Annotated in this window: 16 protein-coding genes; 12 read left to right on the top strand and 4 right to left on the bottom strand. The window is 53.8% G+C overall.

Going from position 1 to position 15640, the window contains the following annotated elements; all coding sequences use genetic code 11:
• Position 1 precedes the first annotated feature (1 nt).
• Genes Q4544_RS10910 through rsmA form a run of 3 tightly spaced genes read left to right on the top strand, consistent with a single transcriptional unit; the run spans position 2 to position 3069 of the window.
• Positions 2-1219 carry a peptidylprolyl isomerase gene (locus tag Q4544_RS10910; protein WP_303506168.1) on the top strand — a complete coding sequence of 406 codons (1218 nt, stop codon included), beginning with the start codon at positions 2-4 and terminating at the stop codon, positions 1217-1219.
• The gene (gene pdxA / locus Q4544_RS10905; protein WP_303506166.1) at positions 1216-2202 is read left to right on the top strand and encodes a 4-hydroxythreonine-4-phosphate dehydrogenase PdxA; all 987 of its coding nucleotides are present in this window, start codon (positions 1216-1218) and stop codon (positions 2200-2202) included. The genes Q4544_RS10910 and pdxA overlap by 4 nt, the downstream gene beginning before the upstream one ends.
• A gap of 24 nt (positions 2203-2226) precedes the next feature.
• On the top strand, positions 2227-3069 hold the full coding sequence (rsmA, locus tag Q4544_RS10900) for a 16S rRNA (adenine(1518)-N(6)/adenine(1519)-N(6))-dimethyltransferase RsmA (protein WP_303506164.1): 843 nt from the start codon (positions 2227-2229) through the stop codon (positions 3067-3069).
• 33 nt (positions 3070-3102) lie between these two features.
• Here the strand turns inward: rsmA and Q4544_RS10895 are convergent, their stop codons facing one another.
• The 3 genes from Q4544_RS10895 to prfA form a co-directional block, all read right to left on the bottom strand.
• Positions 3103-3756: a DUF4167 domain-containing protein gene (locus Q4544_RS10895; protein ID WP_303506162.1), complete on the bottom strand. Its 654-nt coding sequence runs from the start codon at positions 3754-3756 to the stop codon at positions 3103-3105.
• Between the two features lie 219 nt (positions 3757-3975).
• Positions 3976-4815, bottom strand: coding sequence for a peptide chain release factor N(5)-glutamine methyltransferase (gene prmC, locus Q4544_RS10890; RefSeq protein WP_303506161.1), 840 nt, complete (start codon positions 4813-4815; stop codon positions 3976-3978).
• Positions 4812-5867 (bottom strand): peptide chain release factor 1, encoded by a 1056-nt coding sequence (gene prfA, locus Q4544_RS10885; protein WP_303506160.1) that lies wholly within the window; start codon positions 5865-5867, stop codon positions 4812-4814. Before prfA ends, prmC begins: the two co-directional genes overlap by 4 nt.
• A 61-nt stretch (positions 5868-5928) precedes the next feature.
• Here prfA and Q4544_RS10880 point away from each other — a divergent pair, with 61 nt between their 5' ends.
• The 9 genes from Q4544_RS10880 (at position 5929) to Q4544_RS10840 (ending at position 14226) form a co-directional block, all read left to right on the top strand.
• A complete protein-coding gene (locus Q4544_RS10880) occupies positions 5929-6228 on the top strand; it encodes a hypothetical protein (protein ID WP_303506159.1) in 300 nt (99 codons plus the stop codon).
• A gap of 156 nt (positions 6229-6384) precedes the next feature.
• Complete coding sequence (locus Q4544_RS10875) at positions 6385-7017, top strand: outer membrane protein (protein WP_303506158.1); 633 nt, start codon at positions 6385-6387, stop codon at positions 7015-7017.
• Between the two features lie 144 nt (positions 7018-7161).
• Positions 7162-7962, top strand: coding sequence for a nucleoside triphosphate pyrophosphohydrolase (gene mazG / locus Q4544_RS10870; protein ID WP_303506257.1), 801 nt, complete (start codon positions 7162-7164; stop codon positions 7960-7962).
• Positions 7963-8041: 79 nt separating this feature from the next.
• On the top strand, positions 8042-9055 hold the full coding sequence (locus Q4544_RS10865; RefSeq protein ID WP_303506157.1) for a Fe(3+) ABC transporter substrate-binding protein: 1014 nt from the start codon (positions 8042-8044) through the stop codon (positions 9053-9055).
• Positions 9056-9225: 170 nt separating this feature from the next.
• Positions 9226-10167 carry a nucleoside hydrolase gene (locus Q4544_RS10860; RefSeq protein WP_303506156.1) on the top strand — a complete coding sequence of 314 codons (942 nt, stop codon included), beginning with the start codon at positions 9226-9228 and terminating at the stop codon, positions 10165-10167.
• Entirely contained in the window at positions 10164-10613 is a 450-nt protein-coding gene (locus Q4544_RS10855) for an N-acetyltransferase (protein WP_303506154.1), read from the top strand. Before Q4544_RS10860 ends, Q4544_RS10855 begins: the two co-directional genes overlap by 4 nt.
• A 14-nt stretch (positions 10614-10627) precedes the next feature.
• Complete coding sequence (locus Q4544_RS10850) at positions 10628-12046, top strand: YdiU family protein (protein ID WP_303506152.1); 1419 nt, start codon at positions 10628-10630, stop codon at positions 12044-12046.
• 71 nt (positions 12047-12117) lie between these two features.
• Complete coding sequence (locus Q4544_RS10845; protein WP_303506150.1) at positions 12118-13365, top strand: sodium:proton antiporter; 1248 nt, start codon at positions 12118-12120, stop codon at positions 13363-13365.
• Between the two features lie 9 nt (positions 13366-13374).
• Positions 13375-14226, top strand: a complete 852-nt coding sequence (locus Q4544_RS10840; protein WP_303506148.1) for a PhzF family phenazine biosynthesis protein — start codon at positions 13375-13377, stop codon at positions 14224-14226.
• Here Q4544_RS10840 and Q4544_RS10835 read toward each other — a convergent pair.
• Complete coding sequence (locus Q4544_RS10835) at positions 14223-15560, bottom strand: DEAD/DEAH box helicase (protein WP_303506255.1); 1338 nt, start codon at positions 15558-15560, stop codon at positions 14223-14225. The two genes, Q4544_RS10840 and Q4544_RS10835, sit on opposite strands and share 4 nt — an antisense overlap.
• Positions 15561-15640 lie beyond the last annotated feature (80 nt).

Raw genomic sequence — 15640 nt, 5'->3', positions numbered from 1 at the left:
GATGACCCTAAAACATTTGATTTGTGGCGCATTGACTGCTGGTTTCCTCGTCGCAGGAACCCCTGAAAGCCACGCGCAGAACCTGTTTAGCCCTGCTGCCACAGTGAACGAACGGGCGGTAACCTATTACGAAGTTGATCAGCGCGCGAAGTTCTACAAAGCCATTCGGCGCTTTGGCGATCTAAAGCGTATTGCCAAGGACGAGCTGATTGCGGATCGGCTGAAACTTGAAGCCGGTGCCGCTCTGGGAGTTGAGATTTCTGATGAGGCACTAGCCGATGGCATGGCAGAGTTCGCAAAGCGCGGCAACTTGGAAACCAGCCAGTTCTTGAAAGCCCTCGCCGCCGAAGGCGTCGATCCACAAACATTCCGTGACTTTGTCAGGACTGGTCTGGTTTGGCGCGAAGTCGTCGCGGCGCGTTTCCGTGGTCGTGTACAAATTTCAGAAGCAGAAATTGATGCGGCATTGGGATCAGCAGGCCAATCCGGTTTGCGCGTTTTGCTTTCCGAAATCATCATTCCGGTCACACCAGAGACCGAAGAACAAGTGCTCGACGTTGCCAATCAGATCAGCGAAATCAGATCTTTCGCGCGTTTCTCCGAGGCAGCGCAACAAGTCTCTGCATCCGGAACACGTGACAACGGCGGACGTTTGGAATGGCTTCCTCTGAACCGCCTGCCCGCTCCGTTTCAACCGGTTATTTTAGAATTAAAGCCCGGCGAAGTGACACCTCCACTGGAACTTGAACAGGCTGTTGCGATTTTTCAAATGCGTGCCATCGAAGAAATGCCAGTACCTGCCGTGAAATTCGCGGCAATCGAATATGGCGTGTTGCGCATTCCCGGCGGGCGTTCACCCGAAGCATTGGCCCGCGCTACCGAGGTCCGCAATAGCATTGATACCTGTGATGATCTTTACGGTGTAAACTACGGTGGCCCAGAGGCAGCTCTTACAATCGAAGCCAAAGCACCTGCAGACATTCCACGCGACATCGCATTGGAATTGGCCAAGCTTGATCGCCATGAGATCTCGACAGCCTTGACCAGTTCTAACGGCAGCGAGCTGCTTCTGGTTATGATGTGTGGTCGGACGGCTGCTGTGAACGAGCAAGCCTCACGTGCTGATGTGACAAATGCACTGCGTAACCGTCGCCTGTCTGCCTATGCTGATGGGTATCTAGATCAACTTCGCGCAGAAGCTTTGATCGTCGAAAAATGAGCGCGGCCCCAATTGCCTTAACCTGCGGCGAGCCGGCCGGAGTTGGCCCAGAGTTGGCCGAAAAGGCATGGGACGCCCTTAAGAATGAGCAGACGTTTTTTCTGATTGGTGATCCTGATCACCTGCCGGGTTCCATGCCACATCAGATCATTTCTGATCCAGCAGAGGCCATTGACGTTATGCCCAATGCCCTGCCCGTCTTAGCGCATCGCTTTGCCGGGAAATCTATGGCGGGGCAGCCTGTTGGGGCAAACGCTCAGGGTGTGATTGATGTCATTGCAAAAGCTGTTGATTTGACCATGTCGGGTCAGGCATCCGCAGTGTGCACAGCCCCCATTCACAAAAAAGCATTGAAAGACGGCGCGGGTTTCTCCTTTCCGGGGCATACAGAATATCTGGCTCATCTGGCGGGCGTTGATCAGGTTGTCATGATGTTAGCCAGCGACGAACTGCGTGTTGTACCAGCGACCATTCACATTGCTTTGAAAGATGTGCCGCAGGCCCTAACACCTGCCTCTTTGCGCAAAACCATTGAAATCACGCATGACGACCTTCAATCCAAGTTTGGTATTGCCAAGCCAAGGCTTGCGGTCGCCGGATTGAACCCCCACGCAGGCGAAGGCGGCACCATGGGCACCGAGGATCGCGATGTGATTGCACCGGTGCTGGACACGCTGCGCGATCAAGGCATGGATATTCGCGGCCCAATGTCGGCAGATACCATGTTTCACGCCAAAGCGCGCCAAGCCTATGATGCCGCGATTTGCATGTATCACGACCAAGCGCTGATCCCGATCAAGACGCTCGACTTTGACCGCGGTGTAAATGTGACCTTAGGCTTACCTTTTATTCGCACGTCCCCCGATCATGGCACGGCATTTGACATTGCAGGCCAAAATCAGGCAAACCCAACCAGCACTATCGAGGCCTTGCGCCTTGCTGCCAAAATGGCGGCCGCACAGCAGGGCGTGGCATCTGCCTAAGGGTAGATCAATCAAAGAAGACTTATGGCAGCTATTGACCAACTCCCCCCTCTTCGTGATGTGATCGCGACGCATGAGCTTTCAGCGCGCAAATCGCTGGGACAGAACTTTTTGCTAGATCTCAACCTAACCGCCAAGATTGCACGTCAGGCCGGTGATCTAACTGGATGTGATGTTCTAGAAATTGGCCCAGGCCCCGGTGGTTTAACCCGCGGATTGCTATCCGAAGGTGCGCGCAAAGTCTTGGCGATTGAGAAAGACATGCGCTGCATGCCGGCCCTCGCCGAAATCGAAGAGGCCTATCCGGGACGACTACAGGTCATAAACGGCGATGCGCTAGAGGTTAATCCTCTGACGCATTTAACTCCGCCCATCCGTGTTGCAGCCAACCTGCCCTATAACGTCGGCACTGAATTGTTGGTGCGCTGGCTGACGCCAAAGAAATGGCCGCCGTTTTGGCAGAGCCTGACGTTGATGTTTCAAAAAGAAGTGGCGGAACGCATTGTCGCGACACCGGGTAGTAAAGCCTATGGCCGGCTAGCAATCTTGGCACAGTGGCGGGCGGATGCGCGTATAGTTCTGCATTTGCCTCCGGGTGCTTTTACGCCGCCACCAAAGGTTAGCAGCGCAGTGGTGCATCTGGATGCATTAGAAACACCACGTTTTGAGGCAGATGCAGGCACGCTAAGCCGCGTCGTCGCAACGGCGTTCAACCAACGACGCAAAATGTTGCGATCCTCACTGAAAAGCATCTCGCCCGATATTGAGGATCGGTTGGTCGCTGCGGGCATCAAACCCACAGATCGCGCAGAGGTCATTTCGCTCGAAGCCTTTTGCGCCCTCGCCCGCGAAGTCGCCAAGACCTAAAGAAAAAGCCCGGACAATTGTCCGGGCTTTCTTTTATTCAGCAGCCTTAGGGCCTTCGGTCTCTGCCGGTGGTTTCCGGCGGCGACGCGGTTTTGGCGCTTCTGTACCATCAGCACTTTGTGACTGTTCGCCAGCCGAGTCATCTGTCCGCTTTGGACGACGTGCGCGTGGCTTTGGTTTTGGCTTGTTAGCAGGTTCGCTCGCCTCTGGCGTTTCAACCAAGCCGGCATCGCCATTACCGTCTCCGATAACATCCATCACAACATCAGGCTGTGGTGCCTCTGCTGGATCAGCGATTGTTTCTGCAGGCGCTGCCGCAGGTGCAGGCTGATTGGATTCACGCTCTTGACGCTCATTACGTTGCGCGCGCTCACGGTCACGCTCTGCTTGGCGTTCGCGGTTCTGGCGCTCTTGCTCTTCGCGACGGGTGTCCATCTCACGCTGAGCTTCTGAAAGCATACGCAGGTAATGTTCCGCGTGTTGCTGGAAGTTCTCCGTCGCAACACGGTCACCGGCCAGCTGTGCGTCGCGCGCGAGCTGATTGTACTTGTCGATAATCTGCTGCGGCGTACCACGCACCTTGCCTTCCGGACCATTGCTGTCAAACACACGGTTGACGATGTTACCGGAAGGACGGTTGTTGTTACGGTTATTTTTTGACCGCGAACGGGATTTCGAAGATCTCATGATTGTTCAGTCCAGCCTTGGAATCACTGCTTTTTATGACCGCGCTAGTGCCATCATGGCAAAAGCTGTGGATCACAACATTTTTGGCTTGGTGTCCAGTGGGACCGCGTTTGAGGCATCCACCAACTAGACCCCTTCTGAGTACCCTTCTGAGCGTGTGCTTACAAGGGGGTCCTGACTATTTTCCTACGAAAATGCACGGAATTCGCAAATTTTTGCTTAACGCGTGGGTTTCACACCACAAACGACACGATCACGCCCATCTAGATCGGGCAAAACACGTATACTTTTGAGACCAGCCTGCGCGAATATTTGGGCAACATCCTTGCCCTGCTTCCAGCCGATCTCAACCATAATGCGCCCATTCGGCGACAGATGCGTCATCGCACCCGATGCCAACACCCGATACGGCGCCAAACCATCCCCACCCGGCGTCAGCGCCAAATGCGGATCATGCAATGCCACATCAGGGTCCAGCAAGGCCATTTCGTCTTCGGTGATGTATGGCGGATTAGAAACGATCAGATCGAATTGATCGCTGACATTCGCAAACCAATCCGACTGAACCACCGTCAACCGATCATGGACCTCATGTGTCTCAGCGTTGCGCCCTGTCACTTGCAAACACGGCGCGCTGACATCAGAGGCCGTGCCATAAGTATCCGCCCATTCCGCCAATAACGTCACCGCAATGATGCCACTACCACAGCCCAGATCAATCAAACGATCCGGAACCGGACCATCCAATGCCGCTGCGATCAAGCTTTCAGTTTCTGGACGTGGATCAAGAACATCAGGCGTCACCTCAAAAGTACGCCCCCAAAACAGACGGCGGCGCAGAATCCGAGACACAGGCTCGCGCGCAGCACGTCTGGCCAGCATGCCATGAAACTGATCAAATTGAACCTCAGAGATGGGTAAATCAGGCTCCAGCGTCATACGGCTGACCGACAACCCAACCACTTCTGCTAATAACAAGCGCGCATCGCGCTCCGGGCCTTCGATGCCGGCATCGCGCAACGCACGCGTGCCTTCTAACAAGACCTGTCGCAGGATCATGACTGCATCTCAGCCAATTGCGTGGCTTGATCATCCGCCGTCAACGCATCAACCGTTTCATCCAAATCACCCTGCATGATCTGATCAAGCTTATAGAGCGTTAAGTTGATACGGTGGTCCGTCATGCGACCTTGTGGGAAGTTATACGTCCGAATGCGCTCAGAACGATCCCCAGATCCAACCTGCGACTTACGGTTTGCAGAACGCTCACTATCAATGCGCTGACGCTCCAAATCATAAAGCCGCGTTTTCAAAACCTGCATTGCAATTTCGCGGTTTCGATGCTGTGACTTTTCGCTGGATGTCACAACAAGCCCCGTTGGCAAGTGTGTAATACGCACGGCGGAATCGGTTGTGTTCACGTGCTGACCGCCGGCACCAGAACTGCGCATCGTATCAATACGCAAGTCATTGGCATCAATGTTAATATCCACATCATCCGCTTCGGGCAGAACAGCGACTGTCGCAGCAGATGTGTGAATACGACCACCGCTTTCAGTTGTCGGAACCCGCTGCACACGATGCACACCGCTTTCATATTTCAACCGCGCAAAAACGTTCTCGCCTTTGATATGGGCGACAACTTCTTTCACGCCGCCAAGTTCGGTCACGGCTTCTTCGATGATCTCAAACTTCCAGCCACGCGCTTCAGAATAGCGTTGGTACATACGCACCAAATCACCTGCAAATAACGCAGCCTCATCGCCACCCGTGCCCGGACGAATTTCAATCATGGCTGGCCGCGCATCGGCCGCATCTTTGGGCAACAGTGCCACTTGCAAAGCTTGCTCTGCCTCTGGGAACTGCGCCTTAAGAACGGGCAGTTCTTCTTCAGCCAATTCACGCATGTCTGGATCGTCCAGCATGGCTTCGGCCTCTTCTAGATCCGATACCAGTTGCCGATATGCGGTAATCTGATCCACCAAAGGCTTCAGATCGGAATACTCTTTGGCCAGCGCTGCAATATCTGCACCGGCTGCACCCTCTGCCATCTGCGCTTCGAGATACTCGAACCGGCTGGCAATTTGTTCTAAACGCTCAAAAGGAACCATGTCGCTACCTTCCCTATCCCAAAGATTTGGTCAAGAGGCGATCCTGTGATAAGATTTACCTATGCGTAAACTGATCTTATTTCTTTGGCTTTCAGCACTAGCACTTCCCGCATTTGCTGACGTCACCGCGCCTAATGGCCGGACGATTGATTGCTTTTGCACAGACAAGTCCGGCAGTCGTATTGAACTAGGGGAATTCATTTGCCTGCAAGTGGATGGCCGTATGTTCATGGCACAATGTCAAATGTCGCTGAACGTCCCCATGTGGCGAGAAATTTCACCAGGCTGTTTAAGCTCGCAATTGGAACTGCCAACAAATGACTTACCACACTCATCACCAAATGCGTCCATCATTCAATAACGCCGTCATTGCCGCGTTTCGCGCCTAACGAAACCTGTGGCCCAACTGAAACACATCTCGTTGATCTAAGACAAATCAATAAAACGCTCTGTCCATTTTTAGGGGAAGTATTAGTGCAACCGCAGATCAAGAATATTATGTGCACTAAGGTGAGAAATGATCAAAAAATTAAGTGGGTTAGCTGCGGTAACGCTCTGGACATGTTCCTTTACAGCTCCGGCACTTGCAGGGTCACTCAGTGATCCGATTGTCGAACCACCTCTGCCGTCGATCGTGGACAATGACTGGCAAGGCCTCCGTGCAGGTCTGACGTATAATGCAGAAGTTGACGGCGTCACTCGTGTCTTTTCCGAAGGGTTTCCATTCATCAACGGGCCAAACCAAGGGTTAAACGATTTTGGCGGCTTTGTGGGCTACGATCACCAGTTCCAAAACTTTGTTCTAGGCTTAGAGCTGCAAGCGGTCGCAGGTGAAAACCCGGTGCAAGGCAACCCAACACGCCTCCAGAGTGATCTGCAATCTCTTCGTGCCCGACTCGGCTATGCTACTGGTAAAACACTCTTTTATGGATCATTCGGCCTCGCCCGCAGCCAATTCGATGATGCAGGCTCCATGGTTGACATGGAAGGCAACGTTTACGGCTTAGGCGTCGAATACCTGATCACTGACAACACCTTCATCGGTCTAAGTGTCGATCACTACACGCTTTCAGGCGAAAACATTTTCTCTGCAAGCTCAGTTGAAAGCGAACAAACAGTCATTCAACTGCGTGTTGGTTTCACATTCTAAATTCTCGGCAGGCACGCGTCCCAACTGACGAGTGCCTGTTTCCAACGCTGCCAGCTTTGATAAGGTGAACCAACGATTCAATTCCGGGACCTTATCGTGACACAAGCTAACTCCGCCGACCTTATCAATGATCCAAAAGGTGGCATGCCGCGTTTGGTTGAAATCATGCGACGTTTACGCGATCCCCAAACAGGATGTCCGTGGGATATTGAACAAGATTTCAGCACGATTGCTCCCTACACAATCGAAGAAGCCTATGAAGTCGCCGACGCGATCGAGCGTTCTGCATGGGATGAGCTAAAGGGCGAATTGGGCGATTTACTGTTCCAGTCAGTCTTTCACGCGCAAATGGCGGATGAGCGCGGGCTGTTCAACATTGATGATGTCGCCAATACGATGTCCGACAAAATGGTCGCCCGGCATCCCCACGTATTTGGCGACGAAAGCCGCGATAAATCAGCCGATCAGCAAACCCGCGACTGGGAAACCATCAAAGCCGCCGAACGTGCCGGCAAAGAGCAAAAAGGGGCGCTAGACGGCGTCGCACTTGGTCTACCAGCACTCTTAAGGGCCCTTAAGCTTCAGAAACGCGCAGCGCGGGTTGGGTTTGATTGGCCAGACGTCTCGCATGTTCTGGACAAAATTGTCGAGGAATCACACGAGCTTGTCGAAGCCCGCGATACCCTGACCCAAGACGACATCGAAGACGAATTCGGTGACTTATTGTTTGTGATGGCCAATCTGGCACGCCACATGAACGTTGAGCCAGAGGCTGCGTTGCGTCGAACGAACGCGAAATTCACTCGACGATTTGAGCAAGTCGAAGCCAAGCTAGCTGCGCGGGGTAAACGACCAGAAGAGTCAGATCTAGCCGAAATGGATGCGCTTTGGGACGAAGTGAAAGCCGAGGAAAAGGCCCGGCGAAAAGTCGCAAATAATACCTGACTACAAAATTCAGGTATTGACCTGACTAAAAAAGTCAGATTAAACGCGACCATCGAAACAAGAAACGATTGGTCTTCCCATGTTCGCGAATTTCAAAAATTCCGTCTTCGCAGCCGCCGCTACGATCATCGCCCTGCCCGCCGTTGCCGAAGAGGTGAACGTTTATTCCTATCGTCAGCCAGAGCTTATTAAGCCGCTGACAGATGCTTTCACTGCCGAAACTGGCATCAAGGTGAATGTAGCTTACCTGCAGAAGGGCATGATTGAACGCCTGAAAGCCGAAGGCGAACGTTCTCCAGCTGATGTTATCCTGACAGTCGACATCTCTCGTTTGGCAGGCGTTGTGAACGCTGGCTTCACACAAGCTGTTGAATCCGAAACACTAAACGCAAACGTACCAGCGCAATACCGTGATCCAGATGGTCACTGGTTTGGCCTGACAACACGCGCTCGGATTATCTACGCTTCCAAAGACCGCGTTGCTGATGGTGAAGTCACCACTTACGAAGACCTTGCTGATCCAAAATGGAACGGCCGTATCTGCACACGCTCCGGCACGCACGCTTATAACGTTGCGCTGACCTCTGCTGTTCTTGAGCATAATGGCGCTGAAGCGACTGGCGCTTGGCTAGAAGGTGTGAAAGCCAACCTAGCCCGTAAGCCACAAGGTAACGACCGCGCTCAGGTTAAAGCGATCTGGGCTGGCGAATGCGACATCTCAGTCGGTAACACATACTACATGGGTAAAATGCTGGCTGATGAAGAGCAAAAGGCTTGGGCGGACAGCGTTAACGTGATCTTCCCAACTTTCGAGAACGGCGGCACGCATGTGAACGTGTCTGGCGTTGCCATGGTGAAGTCAGCGCCGAACAAAGATGCGGCTTTGAAAATGATGGAATTCCTGACCTCGCCTGAGGCACAAGAAATCTATGCTAAGGCGAACTATGAATACCCAATCGCAGCAGGCACCGAAGCGGACCCGCTGGTTCAAGGTTGGGGTTCATTCGAAGCGGATGACGTTAACTTGATGACATTGGCAGCCAACCGCGATGCAGCGCTGAAATTGATCGAGACTGTCGACTTTGACGGCTAACTGATTGATAGAACACTTAAAGGGCGGGATGTGCATAGCACCCCGCCCTTTTTCTTTGGGACAAGGTGGATCCCTTTTCAATTCGGCGATGCTTTGCCGTAGGCCCGTCTTTCGCCTAGACATTCCATCGACCATTCCCCACTCTGCGCCAAGCAGGTTAGGACAGCGGAATGCCCCGGAAAATCATCATCGACACCGACCCAGGCCAAGACGACGCAGCGGCCATATTCCTCGCGCTGGCAAGCCCAGAAACGCTTGAGGTATTGGGGATCACGACCGTCGCCGGCAATGTGCCGCTTCCATTGACCCAAAAGAATGCGCGGATTGTCTGCGACTGGGCTGGAAAGCCTGACACCAAGGTCTTTGCCGGATGCGACGCGCCAATGAAGCGGCCACTGGTCACGGCAGAGCACGTGCATGGCAAGACCGGCCTTGATGGCCCCGATCCCCTGCCCGCGCCTGTTATGCCTTTGCAAGATCAACATGCTGTTGATTTCATTATCGACACGCTCCGTGCAGAGCCGGCTGGCACCGTGACGCTTTGCACGCTTGGTCCGCTCACGAATATTGGTACGGCCTTTTCGCGTGCGCCGGACATCATCGAGCGTGTCCAAGAGATCGTTATGATGGGCGGCGCTTATTTTGAGGTCGGGAACATCACGCCGGCAGCAGAGTTCAACATCTACGTCGATCCTGATGCTGCGGATATTGTGTTTCGCTCAGAGCGTCCTTTGACTGTCATGCCGTTAGATGTAACGCACAAGGCATTGACGACGAAACCGCGTGTCGAGGCGATGCGTTCGCTTGGCACGCCTGCCGGAACAGCCATGGCCGAGATGCTTGATTTCTTTGAGCGGTTTGACGTTGAAAAATACGGCTCTGAAGGCGCGCCATTGCATGACCCTTGTGTGATTGCCTATCTACTACAACCCGACCTATTCACAGGCCGGCACGTGAACGTACAAATCGAAACGCAATCTGAGCTGACGCTTGGCATGACCGTGGCAGATTATTGGGGTGTGACGGATCACAAACCCAACGCTATGTTCATGCAAGACATCAATGCAGACGCGTTCTTTAACCTTTTGACCGAAAGACTGGCCCGCTTATGAGCACCGCACTTCATCTTGCGAAACCGCAGGATCTTCCTAAGCTGATGCCGCTTGTCGCTGCGTTTCATGCCGAGATGGGTATTGAAAGCGAAGAGACCACTGTTGAACGCGCATTGATCCCCTTGCTCGAAGGATCGCCCTATGGCGCGGTGTATTTGATGGGGCCAACAAAGGCACCGATTGGTTACATGGCACTGACCTTTAGTTGGTCAATTGAATTTGGCGGTATGGATGGCTTTGTTGACGAGTTGTTTGTGCGCCCCGGTGTGCGTGGTCGTGGGATGGCAACAGATGCGTTGATTTCCATGCGGAACCTGTTGAAGTCAGCTGATGTTCGCGCGCTGCACCTGGAAGTGGATCGTGGGAATGAACCTGTTCAACGGTTGTACTCACGCGCGCATTTCAAGCTGCGGGATCAGTACGCTCTTATGACATTGCGTATGTGAGGAATAAGTCGCTCATGACCTTATCTATCCCCTTTGACAACAGCTACGCCCGCTTGCCAGAGCAGTTGTTTTCCCGCCAAGACCCAACCGAAGTTGGCGCGCCAAAGTTCATCGCCTTTAACGCTGGGCTGGCCGATCAGCTTGGGATTTCGGGGTATGAGGATAACGGCGAATTGGCCCGCGTCTTTGCGGGCAATGAGGTGCCTAAAGGGGCCGACCCTATTGCGCAGCTCTATGCCGCGCATCAATTCGGGCAATGGAACCCGCAACTGGGGGATGGTCGCGCCATATTGTTGGGCGAAGTTGATGCAAAGATGGGTCGGCGTGACATTCAGCTAAAGGGATCAGGCCCCACGCCTTATTCGCGGAATGGGGATGGTCGCGCGTGGCTTGGTCCTGTGTTGCGCGAATATGTTGTGTCTGAAGCCATGCATGCGCTGGGCATTCCGACGACACGTGCGTTGGCCGCGATGGAAACGGGCGAGTCAGTCTTGCGCGAAACCGTATTGCCCGGAGCCGTTATCACACGCGTTGCATCCAGCCATATGCGGGTTGGGACGTTTCAGGTTATGTCCGCGCGTCGCGATACCGAGGGGCTGACGGCTTTATACGAATATGCGGTGGACCGGCATTACCCGTCTGCGAAAGACCCGTTGGAGTTTCTGAAGGCTGTGATGGATGCGCAGGCGGCCTTGATTGCGAAATGGATGTCTGTTGGATTTATCCATGGTGTGATGAACACCGATAACTGTGCCATTTCTGGCGAGACGATCGACTATGGCCCCTGCGCCTTTATGGATGAGTTTGATCCGATGCAGGTGTATTCCTCGATTGATCGCCGAGGGCGCTATGCCTATGGCAATCAGCCGGACATCATCGTTTGGAATATGGCGCAATTGGCGACGGCATTGGTGCCGTTGATGCCGGATATGGATGAGGCGATCCAGCTGTTTACGCAGGCCGTGCATAGCATGCCTGATGTGATCCAGTCCTATTGGACACAGGCGTTTGGCGCAAAGCTAGGGTTATCAATCCCTGACGCAAACGACGTTGAACTGATCAATGGGTTGTTGAAAATAATGGCGGCGCAAAAGGCCGATTTCACCAATACTTTCCGCACCTTATCCGCGGATAACGCGCGCGATCAGTTTACCAATCCTTTAGAATTTGATGCTTGGGCTGAAGGGTGGAAGCAGCGGATCGAACGCGAGCCGTCTGCCACAGAGACCATGAACGCGGCGAACCCTTGGGTTATTCCGCGCAATCATCAGATCGAGGCGATGATCCAATCTGCTGTTTCGGGTGATTATGCGAAGTTCCATGAAATGAACGCGCTTCTGGCAACGCCTTATACCGAGCAACCTGATGCTGTTGCATACACCCGGCCACCAGCAGAGGCCGAGCGCGTTCAGGCGACGTTTTGTGGGACTTAGAGCATAACAACCTAGATTGGTGATCTGCTGCGTGTTAGGCCTTGGCCAAACGCGCAATGGATTGAATGCTCATGAATTTTCTACAAATCACCTCTTTGCTGATTGTCCTTGCTGGGGCATTTGGCGCCATCAATTATCTGTTTCTGAAACTGCCATCCGCCATCGGTATTTTGGTAGTCGCCCTATTTGCGAGCTTCGCCATCCTAGGCGTAGATCTGATGGTGCCATCGTTGGGCATTGCGGATACCGCGCGTGGCGTAATCACGGGGATCGATTTTTCGGACGCCTTGCTAGAGGGCATGTTGGGACTGTTGCTGTTTGCAGGTGCGTTGCATGTGAAGCTGTCTGATTTGCGGGCGCAGTGGCATGTGGTGTTCTTGATGGCGACGCTTGGCATTGCCTTGTCGACAGCCGTTGTTGGGTTTGGCTTTAGCTGGATCACGGGCATGCCATTGATGATTGCTTTGGTGTTTGGATCACTGATTTCACCGACTGATCCGGTGGCCGTATTGGGTGTATTGCGCGAGGCGAACCTGCGTAAGTCATTGGAAACAAAGATTGCAGGTGAATCGCTATTCAACGATGGCGTTGGCTATGTGGTGTTCTTGGTTCTGGTGGGGCTTGCTTTCCCAAGTGACGATCACCATGCCTCTGGCGCGACGGGTGCGATTATGTTGTTCGTGCAAGAAGCGCTGGGCGGTGCTGTGTTGGGTGTCGTGCTCGGCTGGCTGACGTTCCGGGTGATGCGCCGCATTGACGACTATAGCCTAGAGGTGCTGCTGACGCTTGGGTTGGCCTTTGGTGGGTACGAGCTAGCGGTCGCGCTGCATGTGTCTGCGCCCATTATGGCGGTTTGTGCGGGGCTGTTGATTGGCGACATCGGTGCGAAACACGGGATGAGCCAAGAAACACGCATGTATGTAGATGCGTTTTGGAAGTTGATTGACGAAATCCTAAACGCAGTCTTGTTCTTAATGATCGGCTTTGAGGTCTTTGCGATTGCCTTTGACACAAGCTTCTTGGTGGCTGGCGTGGCATCGATTGCACTGGCGCTTTTGGCACGGCTGAGTGCTGTGGCCATCCCGGTTCTGTTGCTAAAACCGTTCCGTGACTTTAGCCAAGGTGTCATTCCGATCATGACTTGGGGTGGTCTAAAGGGCGGAATTTCCGTCGCTTTGGCGCTGTCCTTGCCGGATAGCGAATGGAAGCCAGTGATCTTGGCGGCGACCTATATCGTGGTGATCTTTTCAATCGTTGTTCAAGGCTTGACCGTTGCGCCCTTGGCCAACAAGGTGGGCCGTGAACCAGACCTGATGTAAGGCCACGTAATGACCGACTACCTTGTGTACGATGTGTTTTCCGCCAAAGCCTTTGGCGGGAACCAATTGGCTGTGATTCCTGATGCGACCGCCCTGCCCGAGTCTGATCTGCAAAAGATCGCGCGGGAGTTCAATTTTTCGGAAACGACGTTTGTGTATCCGCCAGAGGATGCGCACAACCAAGCCAAGGTGCGGATTTTTACACCGACGATGGAAATTCCGTTTGCGGGCCATCCGGTTGTGGGTACAGCCGTTGCATTGGCTGATCTGGGTGTATGCGCAGATGATGGCAACATGGTCTTGGAGCTGGGCGTGGGGCCACTGCCGTGCCATGCGGCGAATGGGAGTGCTCGTTTCACAACCGAAGTTCCGCTGGACGTTATTGCCACCCCGGATGTGGCACAGGTGGCTGCGGCGCTGGGGCTTTCGGTCGATGACATTAAAGTAGATGCGCATGTGCCGACCTTGGCGAGCGTTGGCCTGCCCTTCACGATCACAGAGCTACACTCGCGTGAGGCTTTGGCGCGGATCACAACGGATGTTTCGGGCTTCAGAGCGGGTGCGGCGCAATATCCAACGTCTTTGGACTTTGCCCAGTTTGCCTATTTCCGCGAAGGTCAGACGTTGCACGCCCGTATGTTCGCGCCATTGGACAACATCCCAGAAGACCCAGCAACGGGGTCGGCTTGCGCGGCACTTGGCGCATTATTGTCTAAGGTAGAAGGCGCTGATCAACAGCTATTAATTCGCCAAGGCGAAGATATGGGTCGCCTTAGCTTAATTGACCTCACCACACAGGGCGCAGCGGTCACCATTTCTGGTGCCGCTAAACGCGTGATGCAGGGAACCTTCGTCTATTAAGACGCTGCTGCTTTGGCTGGGCGTTTACCGCGCCCACCACCGCTGCGGCGTTGACCGCCGGGCTTGCCGCCACCGCCGCCGCCAGGACGACCACCACCTGGTTTGCCGCCACCGGAACCGAAACGACGACCGCCGCCTCCGCCACCTGGACGACCACCGCCGCGACGTGGGCTTTTGGATTTCTTGCCAGGTTCAGCCAAGTCCATCCATGGATTGCCAGAGGCAACTGGGATGTCCATTTTCATGACCTTCTGGATGGCTTTCAATTCATCGCACTCATCCGGTGCACAGAATGCAATCGCCGCGCCATCCATGCCCGCACGTGCTGTACGGCCAATACGGTGGACATAGTTGTCTGGAACATTCGGCAGATCGTAGTTGTAGACGTGACGTACGATTGGAATATCCAAGCCGCGTGCCGCTACATCTGTCGCGACCAAGATCATCGTCTCGCCCGTTTTGAAGGATTTGATCGCGCGCTCGCGCTGTCCTTGGCTTTTGTTACCGTGAACGGAACAGGCCGCAAAACCAGCTTTGTCGAGTGTTTTCATCAACCGCTCTGCACCGTGTTTGGTGCGCACGAAGACGATCGACGCTTCTTCGCGATGCTCTTTGAGCAGTTCCGTCAATAGGCTGGTTTTTTCAGCCTTGGCGATGAAGTGGATTGATTGTTTGATCTTATCCGCGGCTTTGCCCGGAGGCGATACTTGGATGCGGATCGGGTTCTTTAGGTAAGAATTCGCGATCTCTGACATCTGCTTTGGCATGGTAGCCGAAAACAGCATGGTCTGGCGATCTTCTGGCAAAACATCCGAAATGCGGCGTAGTGCGTGAATAAAGCCAAGGTCCAGCATCTGGTCTGCTTCGTCGAGCACCAAAAAATCGGTTTCTTCGAAATCAATTGCGTTGCGTTCGATCAGGTCGATCAAACGACCCGGTGTCGCAACAACAACGTCTGTACCGCGGCTGATACGGGTGATTTGTGGGTTGATCGCAACGCCACCAACAACGAGGCCAACCTTAAACGGCATGCCTTCGGTCAGTTCTTTGAGCGCGGCCGCGATCTGATTGGCCAGCTCGCGTGTTGGCGCAAGGATCAATGCGCGCACGGAGCGTGGAGCCGGTTTTGTGCCGTAGCTTTGCAAGCGTGCGACCAGTGGCAGACCAAAGGCCAGTGTTTTACCGGTGCCGGTTTGGGCAAGACCCATCACGTCTTTGCCGTTCAATGCATGTGGGATTGCACGGTCTTGGATTGGTGTTGGTTGTTTTAGGCCCATCTTTTCGAGACGTGTCACCAAAACTTTGGGCAAGCCCAATTCGTCAAATTCTGCCATATCAATTCCTTTCGCGCCCGATTGGGCAATGGCGTGTAGCCGCCCATCGCGAAAGACATCGTATATGTCTCTGGCTCGAC

The organism is Cognatishimia sp. 1_MG-2023, assembly GCF_030548175.1.
GTDB lineage: Bacteria > Pseudomonadota > Alphaproteobacteria > Rhodobacterales > Rhodobacteraceae > Cognatishimia.
This window is presented reverse-complemented; position numbering and strand designations above follow the sequence as displayed.

Excerpts from the sequence above, each read along its gene's own strand:
- Q4544_RS10910 (WP_303506168.1), top strand. The coding sequence starts at position 2 with ATGACCCTAAAACATTTGATTTGTGGCGCATTGACTGCTGGTTTCCTC.
- pdxA (WP_303506166.1), top strand. The coding sequence starts at position 1,216 with ATGAGCGCGGCCCCAATTGCCTTAACCTGCGGCGAGCCGGCCGGAGTT.
- rsmA (WP_303506164.1), top strand. The coding sequence starts at position 2,227 with ATGGCAGCTATTGACCAACTCCCCCCTCTTCGTGATGTGATCGCGACG.
- Q4544_RS10895 (WP_303506162.1), bottom strand. The coding sequence starts at position 3,756 with ATGAGATCTTCGAAATCCCGTTCGCGGTCAAAAAATAACCGTAACAAC.
- prmC (WP_303506161.1), bottom strand. The coding sequence starts at position 4,815 with ATGATCCTGCGACAGGTCTTGTTAGAAGGCACGCGTGCGTTGCGCGAT.
- prfA (WP_303506160.1), bottom strand. The coding sequence starts at position 5,867 with ATGGTTCCTTTTGAGCGTTTAGAACAAATTGCCAGCCGGTTCGAGTAT.
- Q4544_RS10880 (WP_303506159.1), top strand. The coding sequence starts at position 5,929 with ATGCGTAAACTGATCTTATTTCTTTGGCTTTCAGCACTAGCACTTCCC.
- Q4544_RS10875 (WP_303506158.1), top strand. The coding sequence starts at position 6,385 with ATGATCAAAAAATTAAGTGGGTTAGCTGCGGTAACGCTCTGGACATGT.
- mazG (WP_303506257.1), top strand. The coding sequence starts at position 7,162 with ATGCCGCGTTTGGTTGAAATCATGCGACGTTTACGCGATCCCCAAACA.
- Q4544_RS10865 (WP_303506157.1), top strand. The coding sequence starts at position 8,042 with ATGTTCGCGAATTTCAAAAATTCCGTCTTCGCAGCCGCCGCTACGATC.
- Q4544_RS10860 (WP_303506156.1), top strand. The coding sequence starts at position 9,226 with ATGCCCCGGAAAATCATCATCGACACCGACCCAGGCCAAGACGACGCA.
- Q4544_RS10855 (WP_303506154.1), top strand. The coding sequence starts at position 10,164 with ATGAGCACCGCACTTCATCTTGCGAAACCGCAGGATCTTCCTAAGCTG.
- Q4544_RS10850 (WP_303506152.1), top strand. The coding sequence starts at position 10,628 with ATGACCTTATCTATCCCCTTTGACAACAGCTACGCCCGCTTGCCAGAG.
- Q4544_RS10845 (WP_303506150.1), top strand. The coding sequence starts at position 12,118 with ATGAATTTTCTACAAATCACCTCTTTGCTGATTGTCCTTGCTGGGGCA.
- Q4544_RS10840 (WP_303506148.1), top strand. The coding sequence starts at position 13,375 with ATGACCGACTACCTTGTGTACGATGTGTTTTCCGCCAAAGCCTTTGGC.
- Q4544_RS10835 (WP_303506255.1), bottom strand. The coding sequence starts at position 15,560 with ATGGCAGAATTTGACGAATTGGGCTTGCCCAAAGTTTTGGTGACACGT.